This is a genomic window from Pseudidiomarina woesei, from assembly GCF_001418345.1.
Taxonomy (GTDB): domain Bacteria; phylum Pseudomonadota; class Gammaproteobacteria; order Enterobacterales; family Alteromonadaceae; genus Pseudidiomarina; species Pseudidiomarina woesei.
In genome coordinates, this window is the sequence record NZ_LIPW01000010.1 from 1 (window position 1) to 21,640 (window position 21,640).

17 protein-coding genes are annotated in these 21,640 nt (G+C 47.7%); 11 read left to right on the forward strand and 6 right to left on the reverse strand.

Features of this window, described 5'->3' with window-relative positions:
- The 4 genes from ASC40_RS11935 to ASC40_RS10865 form a co-directional block, all read left to right on the forward strand.
- On the forward strand, positions 1-479 hold a 479-nt coding region (locus ASC40_RS11935; protein WP_169782098.1), incomplete at its 5' end, for a hypothetical protein.
- 152 nt (positions 480-631) lie between these two features.
- Positions 632-1,873 carry a hypothetical protein gene (locus ASC40_RS11965; RefSeq protein WP_055439836.1) on the forward strand — a complete coding sequence of 414 codons (1,242 nt, stop codon included), beginning with the start codon at positions 632-634 and terminating at the stop codon, positions 1,871-1,873.
- 83 nt (positions 1,874-1,956) lie between these two features.
- Positions 1,957-2,745, forward strand: a complete 789-nt coding sequence (locus tag ASC40_RS10860; RefSeq protein ID WP_055439837.1) for a hypothetical protein — start codon at positions 1,957-1,959, stop codon at positions 2,743-2,745.
- 148 nt (positions 2,746-2,893) lie between these two features.
- Positions 2,894-3,289, forward strand: coding sequence for a hypothetical protein (locus ASC40_RS10865; protein WP_055439838.1), 396 nt, complete (start codon positions 2,894-2,896; stop codon positions 3,287-3,289).
- A gap of 10 nt (positions 3,290-3,299) precedes the next feature.
- Here ASC40_RS10865 and ASC40_RS10870 read toward each other — a convergent pair whose 3' ends face one another.
- Complete coding sequence (locus ASC40_RS10870; protein ID WP_055439839.1) at positions 3,300-4,127, reverse strand: MipA/OmpV family protein; 828 nt, start codon at positions 4,125-4,127, stop codon at positions 3,300-3,302.
- Between the two features lie 199 nt (positions 4,128-4,326).
- Between ASC40_RS10870 and vapB the strand changes: the two genes are divergently transcribed.
- Positions 4,327-4,560 carry a type II toxin-antitoxin system VapB family antitoxin gene (vapB, locus tag ASC40_RS10875; protein ID WP_055439840.1) on the forward strand — a complete coding sequence of 78 codons (234 nt, stop codon included), beginning with the start codon at positions 4,327-4,329 and terminating at the stop codon, positions 4,558-4,560.
- A complete protein-coding gene (gene vapC, locus ASC40_RS10880; protein WP_055439841.1) occupies positions 4,557-5,006 on the forward strand; it encodes a type II toxin-antitoxin system tRNA(fMet)-specific endonuclease VapC in 450 nt (149 codons plus the stop codon). Before vapB ends, vapC begins: the two co-directional genes overlap by 4 nt.
- Before the next feature lie 19 nt (positions 5,007-5,025).
- On the opposite strand, the gene ASC40_RS10885 is transcribed toward vapC, so the two are convergent.
- The 3 genes from ASC40_RS10885 to ASC40_RS10895 form a co-directional block, all read right to left on the reverse strand.
- The gene (locus tag ASC40_RS10885; protein WP_055439842.1) at positions 5,026-5,949 is read right to left on the reverse strand and encodes a histone deacetylase family protein; all 924 of its coding nucleotides are present in this window, start codon (positions 5,947-5,949) and stop codon (positions 5,026-5,028) included.
- Between the two features lie 5 nt (positions 5,950-5,954).
- Positions 5,955-7,817, reverse strand: coding sequence for a GNAT family N-acetyltransferase (locus ASC40_RS10890; protein WP_245622266.1), 1,863 nt, complete (start codon positions 7,815-7,817; stop codon positions 5,955-5,957).
- Positions 7,818-7,906: 89 nt separating this feature from the next.
- Positions 7,907-10,822 carry a ligand-binding sensor domain-containing diguanylate cyclase gene (locus tag ASC40_RS10895; protein WP_055439843.1) on the reverse strand — a complete coding sequence of 972 codons (2,916 nt, stop codon included), beginning with the start codon at positions 10,820-10,822 and terminating at the stop codon, positions 7,907-7,909.
- A 170-nt stretch (positions 10,823-10,992) separates the two neighbouring features.
- Here ASC40_RS10895 and ASC40_RS10900 point away from each other — a divergent pair, with 170 nt between their 5' ends.
- From ASC40_RS10900 to aceK, 5 genes are all read left to right on the forward strand, one after another.
- Positions 10,993-12,528: a S10 family peptidase gene (locus tag ASC40_RS10900; protein ID WP_425415082.1), complete on the forward strand. Its 1,536-nt coding sequence runs from the start codon at positions 10,993-10,995 to the stop codon at positions 12,526-12,528.
- A gap of 17 nt (positions 12,529-12,545) precedes the next feature.
- Positions 12,546-12,707 (forward strand): YqaE/Pmp3 family membrane protein, encoded by a 162-nt coding sequence (locus ASC40_RS11815; protein WP_072243449.1) that lies wholly within the window; start codon positions 12,546-12,548, stop codon positions 12,705-12,707.
- 17 nt (positions 12,708-12,724) lie between these two features.
- Positions 12,725-15,901, forward strand: a complete 3,177-nt coding sequence (locus ASC40_RS10905; RefSeq protein ID WP_055439844.1) for an amidohydrolase family protein — start codon at positions 12,725-12,727, stop codon at positions 15,899-15,901.
- Positions 15,902-15,988: 87 nt separating this feature from the next.
- Positions 15,989-16,930: a LysR family transcriptional regulator gene (locus ASC40_RS10910; RefSeq protein WP_055439845.1), complete on the forward strand. Its 942-nt coding sequence runs from the start codon at positions 15,989-15,991 to the stop codon at positions 16,928-16,930.
- Positions 16,927-18,669, forward strand: coding sequence for a bifunctional isocitrate dehydrogenase kinase/phosphatase (gene aceK / locus ASC40_RS10915; RefSeq protein ID WP_055439846.1), 1,743 nt, complete (start codon positions 16,927-16,929; stop codon positions 18,667-18,669). Before ASC40_RS10910 ends, aceK begins: the two co-directional genes overlap by 4 nt.
- Before the next feature lie 19 nt (positions 18,670-18,688).
- Here the strand turns inward: aceK and nhaD are convergent, their stop codons facing one another.
- Together nhaD and aceA are read right to left on the reverse strand one after the other, a co-directional pair.
- Complete coding sequence (nhaD, locus tag ASC40_RS10920) at positions 18,689-20,128, reverse strand: sodium:proton antiporter NhaD (RefSeq protein WP_055439847.1); 1,440 nt, start codon at positions 20,126-20,128, stop codon at positions 18,689-18,691.
- Between the two features lie 173 nt (positions 20,129-20,301).
- The gene (aceA, locus tag ASC40_RS10925) at positions 20,302-21,639 is read right to left on the reverse strand and encodes an isocitrate lyase (protein ID WP_055439848.1); all 1,338 of its coding nucleotides are present in this window, start codon (positions 21,637-21,639) and stop codon (positions 20,302-20,304) included.
- Position 21,640: the final 1 nt, after the last annotated feature.

A 21,640-nucleotide genomic window follows, 5' to 3' on the forward strand; every position in this document is an offset into this window, starting at 1 on the left:
TAGTCGCTGGATGTGCTGGTTTGCCGGATTATGCAGAACCGCCAACTGATACACCCTCTTCTAAGCTACTATTTAAACACGATTTTGAAGCACCTTTTCTTGGGTACTCAACATTTGTAAATGTTCATACAGAAGAAGAACCTTGTGGCAAATCGTTTGGCTCTGATAGCGGTGCAAGACTTGTGGTTTTAGACAAGGGTAATCCACTAATTTCTGAGTTGAATCCAGCCGGTGTAAGATTGTCAATAGATAAGAAATATACTTTTATGATTTTGTCAGTTGCTGGCCCAATTAATTGCGCTATCTACACCTCATTTAGTCCCAAAGCAAATGAGAGTTATGAAATTAAAGTTTCTGGTGAACTTCATTCGTTTTCAAGATCATGCAAGGCTGAGCTATTTAAGGCGGATGAAAATACTAAACAATTGTCTCCGGTAGAGTTTGAATATTATGGTAATTGTCACGAGTCTGCCGAATGAACACATAACAAACGCCTCATGGCACTCACTGTCGTTCGTTCGGACACACAATTCGTTGTGGAATTTGTATTTCGCTGCGCTACATTATTGCAAATTCCACAACAAATCGTGCGCCGCATAGGCGAGCGTTACGCATACGACTGAGTGGTCTCATGGGAAGAGTTGGACGCAAGAAGAGAATGAAGGCTTTCAGAAAGTCCTTAGGAATTGGTTTTAATATTGCCGCTCCTAAAGTCTTCGATAGTGTAAAACGCACAGACGACTCACCTAAGCAGAACACTGAGAGTGACTTCATTTTCTATAATCGATCTGCTCGAACCGAAATTGAAAAAATACGAAATTTGATTGAAGACTGTGTAAAGAACTATCCTCGTACGGAACAAAAGGAAATTATTTCTCGTCTTCGGTCCGGAGATGATGTTCATTTTCGTTCTGCATGTTTTGAATTATTTATATATGAAGTACTGAGAAGACAGGGTTTTACACTAACTCCTCATCCAGAACTCCCCAATGGGAGTCCTTATAGGCCAGATTTTCTCGTTTCTGACACTGAAGGCCGGTGTTTTTATTTAGAAGCAGTCTTAGCAACAGAAAACAATGAATTAGATAGAGGTGGGGAAGCGAGAAAAGGAGCTGTTTTAGACACCTTGGCGAAATCTCCCCATGATAAATTTATGATTGCGCTGGACGATGAAGGAAGCCCCAAAAGTCCTCCTAGTGGTAAAAAATTAAAGAATCAGATTCATGCGTGGTTGGATTCTCTTGATCCTGATGAGGTGCTGGAAAAAATAGATAGTGCAGGCTTGGATAGCATCGAACCTTTGGTTTGGGCTCATGACGAGTGGCACTTGCAAATTCGCCCAATCCCTCTAAAGCCTGAACGAAGAGGACAGAGTTCTACCCTTATCGGCATCGGTGGTAGCGGGGGTGGCTGGGTCGATGCTTGGAGCCCCATTAGAGATGCAGTTAAGTTTAAGGGCGGGAAATATGGTGATCTCGAAATCCCCTTGGTTGTAGCTGTCAATTTAGATAGCTTCCATCTGGACCGAATCGATGAAATGCAGGCGCTTTTTGGGCAAGAGCAATTTGTTTTTAAACCTGGCAGCGATGCTGAGCCGGAAATGCGAAGGGCACCAAATGGGGCATGGCATGGAAAAAGAGGGCCGCAGTATACGCGCGTTAGCGCTGCATGGATTTTTAATGACCTTCATGCTTCTTCCTTAGCGGTAAGGGATAGCACCATATATTTTAATCCCTGGGCCGCGTTGCCTGCTCCAGAATCATTGAAATGTTTCCCCTTTGCAGAGCCTCAGAATGACAAAATGCAGTGGAACAAAGGGCTCACATTTAGAGAGATATTTGAACTTCACGAGGGCTGGCCAGAAAATGCGTAACAAGGCGCTGTTGCCGGACTGGTTTTCCGCTGCGCTCCAAACCAGCCGCAAAGCGCGGCGTTATGCTCTTAGGAGTATATGCAATGTATGTGTTTGAAATCGTAACCCCTGGAACATGGCTCGAAAGTGAGGATCGGGATTGGTCGTGGAAAATCGGAAATCTGCTGCAATCACTCAAATCACAATATTTTGAGGCAAATTTTGCATTGAACTTGTTTACTGAAGCCAGATCTGTCTGCCCCTCAGTCGCTGACCGTGAAAACTGGGAACGAGATGCCCAACGAAGGAGTGAGATTAGGCGGGAAATAGAGCAAGAGTACGGTGGGTTTCCGGGGCACGAGCAGTGGGATGAGATCAATTTTAAAACCGAAGTCCGGTTCAAAAGAGAAAAATGGTCGAATGGATTTCAACCACGGGAATTCGAGCACAATTTACCTTTCATATACGCTCGAGCCTTTCTCTACGCTATTGATTCATTTGACAAGTTCCTTGGGGTTTTATCAAGAGAAGACGGTGTGCCGGAAATCGTTGCAGAGCTGCATGGCCAGGTAGGCGAAGCATTTCCCGATCTTCGAGGAGTAAGGAACAGCGCTCAGCACTTGGAAGATAGATCGCGTGGCCTTGGTGCTGGAAGGAACCCGAAGCCTCTGGATCTGAAGCCAGTTGAAAACAATATGATAAGCGCCCCCAACGGAGGTGTGCTTATTCTCAACTCCCTTAATGGCTCCAAATATGGCTCAACAATGGCTGACGGTCATTATGGGGAGGTTGATGTGTCACCGGAATCAATGGAGAGGCTTCAAAATATTCTGCAACAGACATTGGAAGCATTCGACTGGCATGGGCCAAAACAGCATGGTCCAAGTGCTTGAGCATAACCAGTCATTCAAGTTCGTTCCGGCCCTTACGGGCTTCCACCGGACTGGTTTTCCGCCGCGCTCCAAGCCAGCCGCCAATGCGAGCGTTAACGTCCGCTGTTGGCACATAGCGGAACTTTAAGTCCAACCAATAGGAACAACCTTGAAGTACAAAATAACTTTACTAATCGCATTAATATTTACGCTGTCAGCCTGCACAACGGGTCAACTTTATTACCAAGACCAGGCGGGCAATCGTGTTATGGGCTGCAATGTTGAATTTGTCGGTATGCCAAGTGTGGACAAGTTTGCCGTTGAGTACGCTTTAAGCCACTGTGCAAAAAAAGCTGCGGAGAAAGGCTATCGCCTAGACAAAGAACAAGCGTATTTATTAGAGCTTGATTTGACGATTCCAGAAGCACCAAATGCTCAGTCGTGGAATCATGAGCTTGCTGAGCGCGAATACGAGAAAGGGAATCTTTCGAAAAAAGAGTATGGTTATATTGTGGCCTATATTGATATGGGGCTAGCTACGGCTGGTCGTCCTAGCCCCGATTAGAGTTAAAAGCTTAAAAGAACATATAAATAAAGCCGACACCAAGCTCCGCTTCATAGTCGCCACGGGCAATTGGGCTGTTACGAACATCGCTACTGTAGTGCTCGTATAGGCCTTCAACGAACACTAACCAGTTGTCGTTAATGTAAGTGCGATAGTTGTAATGCAAGCCAATTGAGCGAATACCGCTGTCGAGGTACGTTTGGTTATACCCTGATGCAGCAGCTTGCGCGGCATTAACACCAAAGTCCTTATTGGCACGGTCGCTGTCGTGGTAAACCGCAACTACTGATAACTCGTGACCGGTACCGTCGAGTTGCTCACCGAAGCGTGTGCCGACGCCGAAAATACCAATGTTGCCGTCTTCACTAGCAATCACGCGGCCATCAAGCCAGTAACGCCAGTCGGCATCGAAAGCACGGCGTGCTTGCAGCACAAATTCAGCACCTTCGTCAGAATCGCCCATGCCGTTCAAATAGCCGTCATCAGAGTCTGCTTCTTCACGGCCTTCATCAAAGCCAACAGTGGCCTCGAATAGCCATACGTCGTCACGTAGGCCGCGCCAACCTAGGGCTTCACCGGCAAAGTAGAAAATATTATCGCCGCTGCGCCATTGCAGGGCGCCAGCAGGGTCAGCTTCGAAGCCGAATTCGTCTGAGCCTTCATAGGCTGATTCATATTCAACACCCGCGCCCAAGCCTAAAGCCCAACCATCTTGACCTTTGGTAAAGTCATCAAGAGAAGGCAAAGGCACTAATGCTGTTTTTTCTTGAGCAACTGTTGCTGGCGCGAAAGTAGCAGCTAAAGCTAGTGGCAACAATAAAGCGGCAAATTTTTTCATGGTCATTCTCCAACTAAACCAATAGACAAAAAGGTTTTGTCTCGTCCACCAATTACGTTAGCTAACTTACCTTGGATCTAAGAAACGGCCGAAATATCTAAATTGCGATAAATCAAGCTGGCGTGAATTTAATTTTTTATCTACACTCTGTATATTCAATATGTATATCCAACCTGAATCTGATGGTTTCTGGGGCTATATGAAAGCAAAAACAAAACTATTTAAAAGCAACCAGACACAGGCTGTGCGGTTGCCAAAAGACGTCGCGTTTCCCGATGGTGTCACCGATGTTGAGGTACTTGTGGTTGGTGAGAGTCGTATTATTACGCCAGCGAAATCAAGCTGGCGCACGTGGTTTGCGGGCGAGCCATTAAGCGATGACTTTATGGTTGAGCGTGATCAGCCCGAAGAACAACAGCGTGATACGTTATGAACCTTCGCTACATGCTCGATACCAGCATTTGTATTTATGTGATGAAGAATCGGCCTGAATTTCTAGCTGATTTATTTGATGCGCACGCGCGTGAATTATGCGTCAGTTCGGTGACTGCCATGGAGCTTTATTATGGCGTTGAGTGCTCACAACAGCGGGTGACAAACGCTGATAAATTAGAAAGTTTCTTATCTCGTTTAGAAGTGCTGGAATACGACACTGCCGCCGCTTATCAAACCGCCATTATTCGCGCAGAGCTGCGTCGTTTGGGAACACCAATCGGCGCTTATGATGGCATGATTTCAGGGCACGCTAGAGCAAATTCGCTCACTGTCGTCACTAATAACGAACGCGAGTTTGCACGAATACCTGGGCTCATGACAGAAAATTGGCTTCAGCAAGCGCCGCAGTCAATCATCAACGAACCGCAGCCGGCTTACCGATAACGACTTAAAGCTTCAGCTGTTACTGCATGCCTTTCAAAAATGCCACCACGCTGCGCCCGAGTGAGCTATGCTCGTAGCCGCCTTCTAGGGTGGCGACAATGCGGCCGTCACAATGGCGCTCAGCGAGCTCTTTCAGTTCACGGCCTATCCAATGGTAGTCGGTTTCGGTGAGTTTAAACTGCGCCATGTCGTCTTCTAAATGGCCGTCAAAACCGGCAGACACCATAATCAACTGCGGCGCAAAAGCATCAATAGCGGGGAACCAGCGCTCGCGCACAGCGGCCTGCCACGTCGGGCCGTCACAACCGGCAGGCAGCGGAATATTAATCACTTCATGGCTGATGGTTTCGGTGCCTGAGTTGGGGTACAGCGGGTGTTGAAACGAGCTACAAAACAGCACGCGCTCGTCGTTTAAGAAAATATCTTCGGTGCCGTTGCCGTGGTGTACGTCAAAATCCACAATAGCGACGCGCTCAATGCCGTAAGTATGCATGGCGTAGGCGGTGGCCACCGCAATATTGTTGAAAATACAAAAGCCCATGGCGGCGTCCCAGGTGGCGTGGTGGCCGGGGGGGCGCACCATGCAAAAGGCTCGGCGGTTTTCAGCGGTAAACACTTCGTCAACCGCGCACATACCACTGCCTGCAGCATACAACGCTGCGCGCAAGGTGCCGGCGGTCATCATGGTGTCGGGGTCTAACCATATATGCTGATCGGGTTCGGTGGGCGCGCGTTCAAACACGTCGTCTATGTAGTTAGCGGCGTGCACGCGCAGTAAGTCTTCGCGTTCAGCGGGTTTGGCGTCTTTTTGCGTGAGCGCGAACTCCATGCCTGAGCGAATAATCTGGTCATTTATAGCAGCAATACGCGCGGGTTCTTCGGGGTGCACTTCTGACACGCGATGCAAACTGCAATAGGGGTGACTAAATACGGTGATGGACATCTAACTCACTCACTTTTTTCAATTAGGTTCAGCTGCAAATACACTTCGCCGGGTTCCTCTGAGGGTTTGCGAACAAAACCCGCGCGCTCAAACACCGCCAGCATTTTGCCGTTTTCGGCACGTACGTAAGCCAGCATGCGCTCAAGCCCACGTTCACGGGCAATACGTTTCATTTCGTCCAGCAGGCGCGTGGCCATGCCTTTGCCATGCTGAGTTTCGCGCGTAACAAAGGCCACTTCACAGCTTTTTTCGTCGTGTAGCAGATAATAGCGACCAACGGCTTGTATTTGGGCCATTGAACCCTTTTGCCGCACAATACACAGCGCCAAGTCTCGCGACTGATCGACACTCACCAAAGTACATGATTTTTCGCGGCTCATGCTGGTGGGCACGGTGTTGTAGCGCATTTGCAAGGTTTCTTTGGTGTGCGAATAAAAGAACTCTTGCAAGCGTCGCTCGTCACTTGGGTTAAGTGGCCGCAAGTCGAAAAACTCGCCGTTAATAGAAATTTCTTTAAAGCCCACGGGCCCTAACTCGGGCACTTCTACGGAGTGCAGAATTTGATAATGGGGCACGTAATAATGTTTGCGTACTTCTTCAAGTAGCTGCTGCCGAAACTTCGGGTGTGCCACGCGTATCAGTTCCAACGCCCGTTCACGAATGCTTTTGCCGCGTAGCGAGGCCACGCCAAATTCGGTCACCACGTAATACACATGAGCGCGCGAGGTGGCAACACCACTGCCTTCGCTGATAAAGGGCACAATGCGCGATACAGTGCCGTTTTTGGCAGTGGAGGGCAGGGCAATAACCGGTTTGCCGCCGGGGCTCATGCTGGCGCCGCGGCTAAAGTCCACATGCCCGCCAATGCCACTATAAAAATGGTGGCCAATCGAGTCCGATACCACTTGCCCGGTTAGGTCGACTTCAATGGCGCTGTTTATTGACACCATTTTTTCGTTGCGGGCAATATTGGCGGGCGAGTTCACGTATTCGGAAGGGTAAAAGCCTATATGTGGGTTGTTGTTCACAAAGTCGTAGAGTTTTTTGCTGCCAATACAGAAGCTAGTCACCGCTTTATGTTGATGGTAGGTTTTGCGGCGGTTATTAATTACGCCACTAAGCATCAGCTCCATAATGCCGTCGGTGATGAGCTCGCTGTGCACGCCTAAGTCTTTGTGGTTGACCAAATAGCGCAGCACCGCGTCACAAATTTTGCCAAAACCTATTTGTATGGTGGCACCGTCTTCCACCAATAACGACACATACTGACCAATGCGTTCGGTAACTGCATCAAGCTCCGGTGCGGTAATTTCTGGTAGGTCTTGTTCAGCTTCAAAAAACGCATCAATTTGGCCTTTATGAATAAACGCTTGGCCAAAGGTTACCGGCATTTTCGGGTTTACTTGAGCAATCACTTTTTTTGCAGACTTTAATGCCGACGACACAATATCTACCGACACACCTAACGAATGATAACCGTATTGATCGGGCGGGCTTACCATGATCAGCGCCGCGTCGAGTGGTAAAATGTCTTCGCTAAACAATGATGGAATATCGGACATAAACGCTGGGGTGTAATCTGCGCGGCCTTCAGCCACGGCGCGGCGTACTTTCTCGCCCCCAATAAATAGCGAATTTACTTTAAAAGTTTCGCTGTATTCTGGGTTCACCCAATGGTTGTCGCCTAGTGCATAAATTTGCACAATTTCAATATCATGAAAGTGTTGGCTGTGGTCGGCAAGGTCATGCATAAGGGCGTGTGGCACTGCTGCGTGAGTGCCAATAAAAATACGGTCACCTGACTTCAATAGCTGTTGCCATTTAGCGGGATGCCCGTTGACCATGAGTTGCCGATGCTCTGCGCTCATTGTTCCGTCCTTCCGTCCTTAACCAGCGTTAGCGTACCTTCAGTATAAACACAACTTAGCGGCAGTCGATATACCTACTTGTTGGGCTACTAATTCGCTGTTGGGTAGCGACAAACACGGTTGCGACCGTTAGATTTGGCGGTGTAAAGTGCTCGGTCAGCATGTGACAGCAAGGTGTCTATTGAGTTGGCGCTAGCAAGCGATGACAAACCAATACTAACCGTTAACTTCTCAATTGGTACTTGTGCCGGTGGCGGTGCTTGCATAATGTGCTCGCGTAATCGATTACACATCACTTCTGCCGTTTCAATCGTGGTATCGGTCATTAAAATAGTGAATTCTTCACCACCCCAACGCGCAATTTTGTCCTCTTCACGGGTGTGCTGCGTCAGCAAATCAGCTAACCACTGTAAAACAATATCTCCCGATGAATGGCTAAAGTTATCATTGATTTGTTTGAAATTATCAACGTCAATAATGGCGAGTGTTAGTGGTTTTTTATGTCGCGTTGCTGCGGCAAACTCAGCGGACAAATCACGATTAAAGCTACGACGATTTGGCAAGTTAGTTAGCTCATCAAATTGTGCTAAGTGCTCAAACCGTTCAGCTTGAGTGCGCAAAGCTTCTGTTTTTTCTGCAACTTGTTGTTCCAATTCAGCAGCGCGGCGCGCCAATACGTTCAATCGAACTCGAACAAAGGTAAGAATAGCGACTAGTAGCGCCACTGAAGCTATAATCCAGAACCAAAGCTGCTGATAATAACGTGGCGGCACGCTAAAGCTAAACTCGGCAGTACGGCCAATCTGATCGCTATTGCTGTAGGCTGCTTGTACTCTAAAGGTATAGTCGCCCGGCGGTAAATTGGTAAATTCTGCGTAGCGCGCTGAGGTGGTACGCCAATTGTCGTCGTAGCCAAGCAACTGAGTACGGTAACGAATTTGATTATTCATGGTAAAGCCAAGGCCGGCATAACTAATGCTAATGCGTTCACCATCAAAACGCGTTTGCGCACTGCTTGGCTTAACAAATTGACCATTTAGTTCAACGTTTTCAATAACCGCTGGTGGCGGATAGTCGGTAAATTGCGCAAGTTTATTCGGTGCAATACGAGCGATTCCGTTTGCGGTGGGCACCCAGATGGTATCATCGGTGGCGTGCAAAATAGCTGGGTTTGAACCGCCATTAGCCTGACTGCTAACCAAACCATCGCTTTCACGAAAAACTTCGACGGTCGTCAAGCCGCTGCTTTGCTGAGTTTGTACAGCACGAATATCGTCAACTGTAGTGCGCATAATGCCGCGATTTGAGGTCAGCCAAACATTGTTGTTTTCGTCAATGGCAAACTGAAAGATCTTCTCAACAATTAAACCTTGCGGGCGTCCAATTACCACACCTTGTTGCTGCTCAGGTTGGTAAATTATCAATCCACGGTCGGTGGCAAGCCACAATTCATCGCCGACGGATTGAATATTAAACACGTACTGAGCATGTTTAAACTTGCTGATATCAACACTGACAAAGTGGTCGGCCTCAAACTTAAACAGCCCTCGAGCGGTACCTAACCACAGCTGTTGGTTTTTATCTTCATGCAGTGACACGCTAAATCGAGCATGATCAACCTGTTCATTGGGTTCGCCTATACCCTTGCCAGGCTCATAAAAATTAATTCCATTAGGGGTAGCAAGCCAAATTCTGCCGGTGTGCGTTGTGGTAATCGAACGAATTTCGTTGGCCAGTAGGCCGTCATTACGAGTCCAGTGTTGTATTACTTGGCCGTTGTTCCAAAGCAATAAACCGTCGGTGTAGGTGCCGATAAAAATACCTAGCTCGGGATGCTCGTGCAAACTAAGAACCGATGCTTGCAACCCGAGATCAAGGTTACTCCATTTGTTATTGCTGTATACGCTCACGCCGCCAGCAGAGCCTACCCAAATATCACCATTTTCACGTTGAATGACGGTGCGGACAAAGTTATCTGCCAAACCGTCTTGAGATGTGTAAGTTTGAAACGGGGTGTTGCGAAGACGCATTAAGCCACCATTTGTGCCCACCCAGATACTGCGCTCGGCGTCTTGATATATTGCTAAAACGCGCGAGTTGGGCAGGCCGTCTGCCATGGTTAGGTTCTCAAGACCATGTGCGTTACTTAATCGAAACAAACCTTTATCAATAGAGCCCAGCCAAATATCGCCAATATCATCAATCATCACTCGAATTATACTTACGTTTTCGAGTTTGGGATGAAGTAGCTTAAACCCAGTTTCTTGGCGACCAATAAAGGCGCCTTGCTCGGTGCCCACAATCAAGTCATTGCCATATTGGGTGACAGAAAACACACCTAGCTTAGGTAGCCCAAAGTCGCTATTGATAAAATCTAAATTGTCTTTAGTAACCCGAACCAAGCCCAAATTTGTGGCTACATACAACTGTGAGTCATCGGGTTTAGCAATATCGTAGGCATGCATCACGTTATTGTTTGGCGCAGCTTGGTCAAAAAATGATTCAACCTTGTCGGGGCTGTAGTACTTTAATAGTCCGAGCTCTTCGGTGGCTAGCCAATAACTATTATCTTTGTTATAAATTGCTTTATTAACAAGGGTTAAGGGTGTTTCTAAAGCACGCCATTCAGTACTTCCTAAATCCCCTTGCTGGCGCAAGACAACGGTGCCTCGCGCTCCCACCACAATCAATTGCCCTGACTCAACCACGCGAACATTCTGTACGCCAGCATCACGCAGGCCAATATTGCTATATAAGTCATAGTTCTTGAATTCAGCGCCGTTGTAACGGGTTAAACCTTCCCATGTAGCTAACCATATGTAGCCTTCTTCGGTTTGAGTGACGCTATTGATAGTATTGTGAGGCAGACCGTCGCGCGTGGTCCATAATTCTTGAAAGTAATTAGTTAACTTAGGGGGGACTGATTGGTTTGCTACGGCAGGGCCGGCAATATGTAATGCTACGCATATAAATAGTGAATGTATCCAAATGCTTCGACTGCGCATTATCGGCCCACCTTTTGGTCATTTTGATAACTTTTATATCACATTTCTTTGTGTTTTAACCAGTGTATTCATTAACCATCTTGAAATTTAGTGCATTTAGCTCACACCCCTTGAGCTTCTTGGTTACATTGCATTTAATGTAAGCACGATAAAAACTAGAGGAAGTATCTATGAAGGGCATGAAACAGCTTGTTTTAGCCGCAATGTTTGGCGTGAGTTTAGGCACCAGTTTGGTTGCGACATCTGCTGTCGCAGAAGAGTTGCCACAGGCAAAAATTGCAGCCGATGATGTGGTTGTGACCGAGCATAGCGCTAATATTAATGGCCAGCGTTTTAAATACACGGCGACAACGGGTACACAACCGGTTTTCAATGAAAACGGCGAAGCCACTGCGGCATTGTTCTTTACTTACTACGAACGCCAAGGCGTTAAAAACCGTGAAGAGCGCCCACTATTAATCTCTTTTAATGGCGGCCCTGGTTCTGCTTCTGTGTGGATGCATATTGCCTACACTGGCCCAAAATCACTTCGTGTTGACGACGAAGGCTTTCCGATTATGCCGTACGGCGTGAAAGACAATCCGCATTCGGTACTCGATGTGGCTGATATTGTCTTTGTAAACCCAGTAAACACCGGTTATTCACGCCCATTGCCGAAACCAGACGGCAGTGCTTACTCGCGTGACGAATTGCAGAAAATGTTCTTCGGTGTGAATGCCGATGTGAAATATCTTGCTGAGTGGGTGAATACCTTTGTTACTCGCCATGAACGTTGGCGCTCACCGAAGTACCTGATTGGTGAAAGCTACGGTACCACGCGCGTTTCTGGTTTGGCACTTGAGCTGCAAAATCGCCAGTGGATGTACCTTAATGGCGTGGTATTAGTTTCGCCAACCGATATTGGCATTGAGCGTAATGGCCCAGTCAAAGCAGCTAACCGTTTACCATACTTTGCTGCCGCCGCTTGGTACCACAATGCGCTAGACAGCGAGCTATTGAAAAAAGACTTACTTGAGCTGCTACCTGAAGTAGAGCAGTACACCTTGAACGTTTATTTGCCGGCTTTAGCTAAAGGCGCCATGTTGCCACCAGCTGAAAAAGAGCAAATTGCTGAGCAAGTAGCGAAATATTCTGGTATCGACAAACAAACCGTTTTACGTGCCAATTTAGACATTAGTACGTCGTTTTTCTGGAAAGAACTATTACGCGATCGGCAGTTGACTGTAGGCCGTTTAGACTCGCGTTACTTGGGTATTGACCGTGATGATGTAGGCTCACGCCCAGATTACAACTCGGAGCTAACGTCTTGGTTGCACTCGTTTACGCCGGCAATCAATTACTACTTGCGTGAAGAGCTGAACTATAAAACTGACGTGAAATACAACATGTTCGGTCCGGTTCATCCGTGGGACCGCAGTAATAACAATACCGGTGAGAATTTACGTCAAGCAATGGCGCAAAACCCATATTTGAACGTGTTAATTCAGTCAGGCTACTACGACGGTGCCACCAACTATTTCGATGCGAAATACAATATGTGGCACATTGATCCGAGCGGCAAAATGGCTGACCGTATCGGCTTCAAAGGATATCGTAGTGGTCACATGATGTATTTGCGTGCTGAAGACTTGAAGTTATCAAATGATGACTTGCGTGAATTCATTAAAGCGACTATTCCTGCTAAAGGCGAAGCCGCTAAATATTAATCACAAGGAGATGACCCATGGCTGACTTTATTCGCATACTTATTGCAATTTTATTGCCACCGCTTGGTGTGTTTCTACAAGTTGGCATTGGTAAGCACTTTTGGATCAATATCATTTTGACCATTCTGGGGTATATTCCAGGCATTGTGCATGCCGTGTGGGTCATTGCTAAAAAATAACTAAAAAAGGTTTCCCCATGAAAAAATTATCTACGCTGGCCCTTGCGGTCAGCGTTGCGCTTTCTGCGTATTCACATCAAACCTTGGCTCAAACCGAAAACGGATGGGACGTCAATAGCCCACAAGGCGAGTTTAAAGACATTCAAATAAAAACCACCGAAGGCACCTGGATGAACGTCGATATGAGCCCTGACGGCAAATACATCGTGTTCGATATGCTAGGTGATATTTATCGCATTCCTGCCACGGGTGGCGACGCGGAATTATTAGTCGGTGGAATTGCATGGAACATGCAGCCGGTTTACTCACCCGATGGCAAATACATTGCGTACACCTCCGATGCTGATGGTGGCGATAACATTTGGATAATGAACGCTAATGGCAGCAACCAACGCCAAGTAACAGATGAAACGTTTCGTCTGTTAAACAGCCCAGCCTGGAGCCCAGACAGCGAATTTATTGTAGCGCGTAAACACTTCACGGCACGCCGTTCGTTGGGTGCTGGTGAAGTTTGGATGTATCACCGCTCTGGCGGTTCAGGTGTCATGCTAACGGAGCGGCCGAACGATCAGAAAGATCTCGGCGAACCGGCATTTTCACCAGACGGGCGCTACATTTATTTCTCGCAAGATGACACGCCAGGCAAAACCTTCCACTACAGCAAAGATTCGCTAGAAGGTATTTACAAAATTAAGCGCTTTGACCGTGAAACCGGTGACATTGACGTTATTTTAAGTGGTGCAGGTGGCGCCATTCGTCCAACTCCGTCGCCGGACGGTAAGTACTTGGCGTACATTAAACGTGAAGATTTCAACAGCGTATTATATTTGTATGATCTAGAGTCGGGCGAGCATACGCGTTTGTACAATCAGCTTGATCGTGACATGCAAGAAACCTGGGCTATTCACGGCGTGTACCCAACCATGGACTGGACACCTGACAGCAAGAAAATGGTGTTTTGGGCGGACGGAAAAATCATGCAGCTTGATGTTGCAAGTCGAAGCACTCGGGTGATTCCGTTTAGCGTGGAAACCACCAAGAAAGTGCAAACCGCACTGCACTTTGAGCAAAATATTGACCAAGACCAGTTCAAAGTAAAAATGCTGCGCATGGTGCAAGTAGCACCAAATGCCAAGCAGGTCGTTTTTGAAGCTTTGGGTAAATTATATGTTCGTAGCCTACCTAATGGTGAACCTAAACGTTTAACCAACCGTGAGGGTGCATGGGAGCTCTACCCAAGCTATTCACGTGACGGTTCGAAACTGGTTTACGCCACGTGGGATGACCAGAAACAAGGTCAACTCATTGTCCGCGACGTGAAATCTGGCAAAGAAACAGTTCTTTCTACTGGTACGGGTAAATTTGTCGAGCCGGTGTTCAGCCCAGACGGCAAATCAGTGGTATACCGTAAGTTGCGCGGCGGCTATATCACCCCCGACACCTACGGCTTAAATCCAGGTGTTTATCATGTGTCGTTAAGCCAAAACGCCAAGCCTCGGTTAATAAGTGAAAGTGGTAGCTCACCACAATTTGGTGCGCGCAGTGACCGCGTTTACTTGATGGCGTTCAACGGAAGCCCGTCGCTTATTAGCGTAGACCTAACCACCAAAGAACAACGTACCTTGTATACCGCCGAGCACGCAACCGAGTTTCGTGTGTCACCAACGGGTGAGCATTTAGCTTTCGCTGAGCGTTTTAAAGTGTTTGTGACGCCTTTTGTTGAGCGCGGAGCGCCCATTAAAATTGGCCCGAACGACAAACAATTTCCGGTTGAGCAATTATCGGTTCGCGCTGGTGAAAACATTTCATGGAGCGGCAACGGCAGTGCGCTGTATTGGTCGCTAGGGCCTGAGCTATACCATGCTTCAGTAAGTGGCTTGTTTGGTATTGACGGTGACAGCAGCTTTGAAAAAGTAGCAAATGGCCTTGATATCAGCTTTGAAGCCGATGCCGGTATTCATGATGAAACCGTTGCTTTTGTGGGTGGTCAAGTGATTACCATGAACGGCGACAAAGTGATTGAAAACGGCGCGGTAGTGGTTACGGGCAACAAAATTGTTGCGGTTGGTCAGGTTGACGAAGTGAGCGTGCCGCGTGGCGCAACCGTTATTGATACCACCGGCAAAACCGTAATGCCTGGCTTGTTTGACGGCCACGCTCACGGGCCGCAAGGCGACAACGAGATTATTCCGGAGCAAAACTGGAAAACTTACGCCACGTTAGCTTTTGGTGTGACGTCAATTCACGATCCATCGAACGACACTACGGAAATATTTGCTGCTAGCGAACTGCAAAAAGCCGGTTTGATTGCCGCGCCGCGCACTTTCTCTACCGGTACTATTTTGTACGGTGCCAACGGCCCTGGTTATACCGCGCATGTGGATGATTTAGACGATGCTAAGTTCCACTTAGAGCGGTTGAAAAAAGTGGGTGCTTTCTCGGTGAAAAGCTACAACCAGCCACGCCGTAATCAACGTCAGCAGATTATTCAGGCGGGCCGTGAGCTTGAAATGATGGTGGTACCTGAAGGTGGCTCACTGTTGCAACATAATTTGAGTATGATTGCTGACGGCCACACCACAGTTGAGCACTCTATTCCTGTTGCCAAAATTTATGACGATATTGAGCAATTCTGGAGCCAAACCGAAGTGAATTACACCCCAACATTGGGCGTTGCTTACGGCGGCATTTGGGGCGAGAACTATTGGTATGCAGAAACCGAGGTGTGGAAGCACCCGAAATTGTCGAAATTTGTGCCTCAAGACGCACTTGTGGGCTCGGTGCGTCGTGAAAAAGCGCCGCATAACCACTATAACCACTTTAACAACGCTGATGTTGCGAAAAAACTGCAAGACTTAGGTGTTGATGTGGTGGCAGGTGCTCACGGTCAACGTGAAGGTTTGGCGCAACATTGGGAAATTTGGATGATGGCGCAAGGCGGTATGACGCCGCTTGAAGCTCTTGCTACCGCAACCATTAACCCAGCCAAAGAATTTGGTATGGATAAATACATTGGTTCATTAGAGCAGGGCAAGCTGGCCGATATCATCGTGATTGATGGCAACCCATTAGCTGACATTTCTGTTACCGATCGGGTTACCCATACCATGGTGAACGGCCGTTTATTTGATGCCGAAACCATGAACCAGTTGGTACCAAAAGCTAAACCGCGTCAGCCATTTTTCTGGGAATAGACCATAGTCGCACACCTAAATAGGTGTAACTCGGAAAAAACCTGTCTATAATCCCGCTATATTCTTATAGCGGGATTTATTTTTTCTATGAATAACATTAAAGACATCGACTTGAACCTATTGGTCTATTTAGATGTGCTGCTGCGCGAGCGCAATGTCACTAAAGCCGCGGCCCAACTAAACATTACTCAGCCCGCCATGAGTAACGGCTTAAAACGTTTACGTACGTTGTTAAACGATCCAATTTTGGTGCGCACCAGTGAAGGTATGTTACCCACCGAAACGGCCCTGAGAATGCAAGAGCCGGTGCGTCAAATACTCTATTCGGTTGAAGAAATGGTGCAGCCAGCCCGTGAGTTTGATGCTGCAACCAGCGACCGTGTATTTCGTATTATGGCGTCAGATTACGCAGCATCTACTTTGATGCCTCGGTTGTTAGAAAAACTGCACCAACAGGCGCCATATGTGGCGCTAGATATTATGACGCCTAGTGATATTAGTTTTCACGACGTTGAAAACGGCAAAGTCGACTTAGCCATTAACCGTTTTGAAAAACTACCGCAATCGTTTCACCAAAAGAACCTATGGGAAGATGATTTCAGTTGTTTGGTGCGCAAAGACCACCCGCTCGTTGCGAACTATACCCTGAAAAACTATCTTGAGGGCGAGCATGTGTGGGTTAGTAAAACGGGTTTTGGTGTTGGTGTAGGTATGGACCCTCACGACGTACAAAAGCTCGGTTGGGTAGACGAAGCTTTGGGTAAATTGGGTCATAAACGCAGTATTCGGGTATTTACGCGAAACTACCATGTCGCCATGCACCTAGCGCGGCAGGGCCTTATTGCCACTTTGCCAACGCAGGCCGCAACGTTGTACAAAGACGACGATGAGTTGGTTATGCTCAAACCGCCTTTTGATATTCCGGCGTTAGAGTTGACGATGATTTGGAGCCCGTTGTTGCAGCACGATGCTGGCCACCGCTGGTTCCGCCAATTGATCACTGATACCGCTGCACATCACGACTTATGAGTGACAACAAGCGCGCCGGCGTTCTAGCTCGTAAAATTCTGCAAGGGTTTCACAAACACTATGCGGTGTTTCAAGAAGTTACCAAACAGGCAAAAACACGCTTTGCCGAAGGTGATTGGCATGCTGGGCAGTACGCTGCAACGGCGCGTATCAGTTTTTATGACCAACGAGTGCGAGAAACCACAGCGAGCTTACGTAAACTAACGCAAGGCGAGCTTGATGAAGACTTGTGGTTAGCAACGCGTAAGTTATACCACCAGTTTTTACAGTTTCATCCGCAAGCAGAACTTGCCGAAACATTCTATAACTCGGTGTTTTGTAACTTGTTTCATCGGCGTTACTTCAACAACGCCTATATTTTTGTTGAAACCACCTTAAGTGACAGTATTCCGCTGGCGCTCGAAACCGAATTTCGTTCGTACTTTCCTGTGGTGCAAGGCATGCGACGTACGCTGGCCCGCATTATGGGCGATATAGATTTCGGTGCGCAGTACGACGACCTGTCAGAAGATATCCGCTTGCTGCGCAAGGCGTTTCGCCAACAAACCTCAGCCGGTGAATTGTCCACCTACCAACTGCGCATTGACGTGCTAAAAGAGCCATTTTTTCGCAATAGAGCTGCTTACGTGGTGGGACGTATAGTCAGTGCCAACCGCATTTACCCGTTTATTGTACCGGTGCTGCGCAATGCCAGTGGCAAGCTATACCTTGATGCATTAATTACCGATACCGATCAAATGGCGATTATTTTCGCCTTTGCGCGCTCATACTTCATGGTGCACACCCGTGCGCCGTCGGCTTTGGTGCGGTTCTTAAAAGGCTTAATGCCAAAGAAGACCATCGCCGAGCTGTATTCAGCCATTGGCTTGCACAAGCAAAGTAAAACCGAATTCTACCGCGACTTTTTGCATCACTTAGAAGCCAGTAATGATCAGTTAGTTGCCGCCGCAGGTATTAAAGGCATGGTCATGACGGTATTTACACTGCCTTCTTACCCGTATGTATTTAAAGTCATTAAAGATGAATTTGGCGGTGGCAAACAAATGAACCGGCAAACGGTTATTGACCGCTACCGCATGGTTAAGCGCCATGACCGTGCTGGACGTATGGCCGACACCTACGAATTTGCCAACGTGGCCATTCCATTAAACCGCATTGCTCCCGATTTACTTGAAGAATTGAAACAAACCGTGGCCGGTAGCCTCACCATTGAAAACGAGCAATTGGTAATTAGCCAACTGTTTGTTGAACGCCGCATGACACCATTAAATATTTTCCTTGAATACGCCAGTGAAGCCGAAATAGAAGCGGTGATGAACGATTATGGGCAGGCCATTAAAGACATGATGGCGGCGAATATTTTCCCTGGTGATATGCTACTTAAGAACTTTGGTTTAACGCGCCATAAACGGGTGGTGTTTTATGACTATGATGAAGTGCAATACCTGACAGAAATGAATTTTCGGCCGTTACCGAAAGCAGAAACTTACGAACAAATGATGGCACCGGAGCCGTGGTATGCAGTTGCACCGAATGACGTTTTTCCCGAGCAGTTGGCGACTTTTGCTGTGCCGCAGCCGGCATTACGCAGCATACTATTGCATTACCATCCGGAATTAATTGAAGCGAATTATTGGCAACAGCAACAAGAAAATCTGCGCCAAGGTGTGATTACTGATGTATTTCCGTACCCAGAAGCCGTGCGCTTTATGCGTTGTGTGCGCACGGTTTCTGAGTGAGTACGTTATTCGCTAAGCATTAGTGGTTAAATACGGTGAACAAGTGCTCGTTTAACCACATGTGGGCAAGAATACTGACGATATAGCCTAAAGCAATAACCGGTGTCCACTTCAGGTGGCTAGCGAAGGTGTAGTAGCCACGTGCTTGGCCCATAAGTGCCACGCCTGCAGCTGAACCAATCGACAGCAAGCTACCGCCAGTACCCGCAGTTAGGGTAATTAACAGCCATTGACCGTGTGACATGTCTGGCTGCATGGATAGCACCGCAAACATGACTGGAATGTTATCGATAACGGCTGACATGACGCCCAGTGTTACGTTAGCAATCGTTGGATTCCAGCCTAGATATAAGGTGTTTGAAAGCAGCGACAAGTATCCCATAAAGCCCAAACCACCCACACAGATCACAATACCGTAGAAGAATAGCAAGGTGTCCCACTCGGCACGTTGCACCCGGCTAAACACGTCAAACGGAACCACTGATCCCAAGCGTTCTAAACGCGCCATATCGCCGGCGCGCTCGGCCATGGCACGTTTGCGCGCCAAAGAACCTGGTAACGTCATACGTAAGAAGTAACCGAAGAACTGCAAGTAACCCAAGCCCATCATCATACCCAGTACCGGCGGTAAGTGTAGCCACATGTGGCAGGCTACCGCGGTGGCAATGGTCAGTAAAAATAAGATGGTAATACGCAATGCGCCGCGCTTTAATTCAACTTCTTCGTATACTGCTGAAGGTTTACGGTTTTCAATAAAGAAGCTCATGATCACCGCTGGCACTAAATAGTTCAGCAATGACGGAATAAACAGCACAAAGAACTCTTGGAATTCAACCATACCAGCTTGCCAAACCATTAGCGTGGTAATGTCGCCAAAGGGGCTGAAAGCACCCCCAGCGTTGGCGGCAACAACAATGCTGATGCAAGAAATACTAATAAACTTTTTATCGCCATCGGCAACTTTCATCACCACAGCGCACATGAGTAGGGCAGTCGTTAAGTTGTCAGCAACGGGTGAAATAAAGAATGCTAAGAAGCCTGAAAGCCAGAATAGCTGCTTGTAGCTAAAGCCTTTTTTGATCATCCATGCACGTAAAGCGTCAAATAAACGGCGTTCTTCCATGGCGTTGATGTACGTCATCGCCACCAACAAGAACAACATCAATTCGGCAAATTCGAGCAAGTTGTGACGAAATGCGTCTTCTGCCACCCCTGGTAAATCGTTTTGCATGTACACAAAGCCGATCATAATCCAGATTAAGCCGGCGGCAACCAATACCGGTTTAGACTTACGCATGTGCAGGCGTTCTTCGCCCATGACCAGAATATACGCAATGGTAAAAATGATAATGGCGGCAATGCCAACATTTGCGGTTGTCAGGTCAAGTTGACCAGCGGCTGCAAAGGCAGCGGGAGAGAAAAGGCTTGCGCCCAAAAGCAATAACAATAGTTTCCACATGAGTTGCTATTCCTTCAACATGTGAGGCTTCAGGAGACGAACAGTCAAATTTTTAGGGTGAGCTGTTCAGGCGCGCGCATACTAACACAAAAAAGCCGCCAAGAGCCCTTACTTGGCGGCTTATACTCATTATTTTCTGTGGTAATCCTTAAGAGGTATTTGTAAACCGAAGCTTACGCCGGTTTTTTGAACTGTTCCTCTTCAGTTGAGCCGGTAAGCGCCGTTACAGAAGACTTGCCGCCTTGAATGACATTGGTGACTTCATCAAAGTAACCCGTGCCAACTTCTTGTTGGTGAGCCACAAATGTATAGCCTTTATCAGCTGCGCCAAACTCTTGCTGTTGTAGCTTCACATAAGCTGACATGTCGTTGCGGGCATAGTCATAGGCTAGCTCGAACATGTGGTACCACATGTTGTGCACACCGGCTAGGGTAATAAACTGGAATTTGTAACCCATTGCTGCCAACTCACGCTGGAACTTAGCAATAGTGGCGTCATCGAGATTGCGCTTCCAGTTAAAGCTTGGCGAGCAGTTATAGGCCAATAGCTTGCCAGGATATTTGGCGTGAATGGCTTCAGCAAATTTGCGCGCTTCTTCCAAATCGGGCTTCGCTGTTTCACACCACAGTAAGTCAGCATATGGCGCATAAGCCAAACCACGCGAAATGGCTTGATCAATGCCAGCGTTAACTCGATAAAAGCCTTCCGCGGTGCGTTCGCCGGTGCAGAACGGTTGGTCATTTGGGTCTACGTCAGAGGTTAGCAAGTCAGCAGCGTTAGCATCGGTGCGTGCAAGAATAAGTGTGGGTACGCCAGCAACGTCAGCAGCAAGGCGTGCCGCAATAAGTTTTTGCACAGCTTCTTGTGTTGGCACTAGTACTTTACCGCCCATATGGCCGCATTTTTTCACGCTGGCTAGCTGGTCTTCAAAATGCACACCGGCTGCCCCTGCACGGATCATGGCTTGCATCAATTCGTAGGCGTTCAATACGCCACCAAAGCCTGCCTCAGCATCGGCCACAATTGGCGCAAAATAGTCCACATAGCCTTCTTGTTCAGGGCCGACACCTTTAGACCACTGAATTTGGTCGGCGCGGGCAAAACTATTGTTGATGCGTTCAACTACCGTAGGCACCGAATCAACCGGATAGAGTGACTGGTCTGGATACATACTTAAACTGGTGTTGTTATCAGCAGCCACTTGCCAGCCCGAAAGATAAATGGCCTGCAAGCCCGCTTTCACTTGCTGCACAGCTTGGCCACCGGTTAGCGCACCTAGAGCGTTAACATAGTTCTTGCCAAACTTTTCTTGCGCGGCACCGTTTACTAGGCGCCAGAGTTTGGCGGCACCGTTTTGTGCATAGGTGCACTCAGGCTGCACACTGCCGCGTAGGCGCACTACATCAAGTGCCGAATAAGTGCGCTCGACGCCTTTCCAGCGAGGATTAGTCTGCCAATCTTGTTCAAGTTGTTTTGCCGCTTCTGCGTGATTTAAGTTAACAGTAGTCATG